This is a genomic window from Pseudoxanthomonas composti, from assembly GCF_004122095.1.
GTDB classification, from domain to species: domain Bacteria; phylum Pseudomonadota; class Gammaproteobacteria; order Xanthomonadales; family Xanthomonadaceae; genus Pseudoxanthomonas_A; species Pseudoxanthomonas_A composti.
On the sequence record NZ_SAWZ01000022.1, the window covers coordinates 1 to 2478 of the forward strand.

Genomic DNA, 2478 nt, shown 5'->3' on the forward strand with positions numbered 1-2478 from the left:
TCGCGCCGTACCGAGCAGCAGGCGGCCAACCTGGAAGAGACCGCCGCCTCGATGGAAGAGCTGACCTCCACGGTCAAGCAGAACGCCGAGCACGCGCGCCAGGCCAACCAGCTGGCCGTGGGCGCCGCGCAGGTTGCCGCCAGCGGCGGCAGCGTGGTCGGCCAGGTCGTGGTGACCATGGGCGAGATCGAGGCCTCCTCGCGCAAGATCGCCGACATCATCAGCGTCATCGACGGCATCGCCTTCCAGACCAACATCCTGGCGCTCAATGCCGCGGTGGAAGCCGCGCGCGCTGGCGAACAGGGCCGCGGCTTTGCGGTGGTCGCCTCGGAAGTGCGCTCGCTGGCGCAGCGCTCGGCCAACGCCGCCAAGGAAATCAAGGGCCTGATCGAGGACTCGGTGTCCAAGGTGTCCGATGGTTCTGCGCTGGCCGGGCAGGCCGGCAAGACCATGGAAGAGCTGGTGGGCTCGGTACAGCGGGTCACCGACATCATGGGCGAGATCTCCGCGGCCTCGCAGGAGCAGGCCGCAGGCATCGAGCAGGTCAACCAGACCGTGGTGCAGATGGACGAGACCACCCAGCAGAACGCCGCCCTGGTGGAAGAAGCCTCGGCCGCAGCGCGCGCGATGGAAGAACAGGCGCAGGCGCTGGTCGCCGCAGTCTCGGTGTTTCGCCTGGAGCAGTCGCCAGCGCCTGTTCCGGCCGGCAAGCCGAGCGCCCGCAAGGCCATCGCCGCGGCGGCTTAGGCCCACCGCAGGGTGCGGCGCCTGGCCGACGCGGGCCAGGTCGCATGCGCGCAGGCAAGCGCACTCGGGCAACGCGCTGGAGCGCAAAGCGAGCCCTTGCCGTCGCGTCGCATCTCGGGTTCTGTGACAGACCCGTCACCCCGGGCCTGCCCAGTGTCTTCAGCGCGTGAAGGGGTCGCCGATAGTTCTAGGGCCTTCCTAGAACTATCCCCGGATGAATCACCTCTCTCGCCTCTCCATTGCCGCGCGCCTGGGTCTGGCGATCGCCGCCGCCGTGTTTGCGGCCTTTGCCCTGCTTGCCTGGCTGGTCTACCGGCAGTCCGCCGCCAGCTACGAACAGCGCGTGGAGACCGGGCTGCAATCCTCCACCCTGCTCACCCGCGACATGGTGGCCATGTACGACCGTAACCTGAGCGAAAGCTCGGCTCGCATGGGCCGCACCTTCCGCGCCATGCTGCCGCAAGGCGAGGCCACGCTGGACCAGCGCGCCACCGTGCTGGTCAACGAACAACCCACGCCCTCGCTGAGCATCGGCAAGGTGCGCATGAACCTGCGCCAGGAGACCGTGGACCGCTTTGCCGAGGCCACCGGCGGCGTGGCCACCATCTTCGTGCGCAGCGGCGAGGACTTCGTGCGCGTGGCGACCTCGCTGCGCAACAAGGAGGGCGAACGCGTCCTGGGCACCTCGCTGGACCGCAGCGGCAAAGCCTATGCGGCCATCGCCAGCGGCCAGACCTACACCGGTCCGGCCTCGCTGTTCGGTACCAGCTACATGACCCACTACGCGCCGCTGGCCGACGCCGCCGGCAACACCGTGGGCATCCTGTTCGTGGGGCAGAACTACTCCGAGGGGCTGGCCAGCCTGCAGGAACGCCTGCGCGAGGCCAAGCTGGGCGAACAGGGTCACTTCATCGCCGTAGACCTGCGCGAAGGCGACAGCCGCGGCATGATCGTCGCCGCCGCCAAGGGCGAAGGCAGCACCGTGCAATCGCACGTGGCCGAGGCCGACCGCCCCGCGCTGGAGGCACTGCTCGCCGGCAAAAGCCAGACCGCCAGGCTGTCCTTCACCGAATCGGACGGCACCACCGTGCCCTCCTACGTCACCGCGCAGGTCTACGCGCCGTGGCAATGGGCGGTCCTGGGCGTAGAGCCTGAGTCCACGGTGACCGCCGTGCTGCGCGGGCTGATGTGGAAGATCCTGCTGACCGCGCTGGTGGCGTTGGTGGTGGTCATGACCACCGTGGTCCTGGTGGTGCGCGCCCTGGTGACACGTCCGCTGCGCGTGGCCGTGCAGGTTGCAAGCGACGTGGCCGAGGGTCGCCTGGATGGGCGTATCGAGGTGCAGCGCGAGGATGAGGTCGGGCGCCTGCTGCGCGCCATGGACCGCATGCGCACCGACCTGCGCGAGCGGCTCGGCCGCGACCGCATGATCGCCAACGACAACCTGCGCGTGCGCACGGCGCTGGACGATGTCACCACCAACGTGATGATCGCCGATGCCGAGCGCAACATCGTCTTCGTCAATCGCCCGCTGCAGCAGATGCTGAGCAGGGTCGAGGCCGAGCTGCGCCGCGACCTGCCGCAGTTCAGCGCGCAGGACCTGCTGGGCAAGAGCATCGACATCTTCCACAAGCGCCCCGAGCACCAGGCCAGGATGCTGGCCGAGCTGCGCACCACCCACCGCGCGCAGATCACCGTGGGCGGGCGCATCATGCGCCTGATCATCAGCCC

General features: G+C 69.0%; 2 protein-coding genes. Both read left to right on the forward strand.

All coding sequences use genetic code 11. The features are described from left to right. On the forward strand, positions 1–747 hold a 747-nt coding region (locus EPA99_RS18605), incomplete at its 5' end, for a methyl-accepting chemotaxis protein (protein WP_241688476.1). 214 nt (positions 748–961) lie between these two features. Then, positions 962–2478: Cache 3/Cache 2 fusion domain-containing protein (locus EPA99_RS18610; RefSeq protein WP_129472755.1), on the forward strand; the 1517-nt coding region annotated here is incomplete at its 3' end.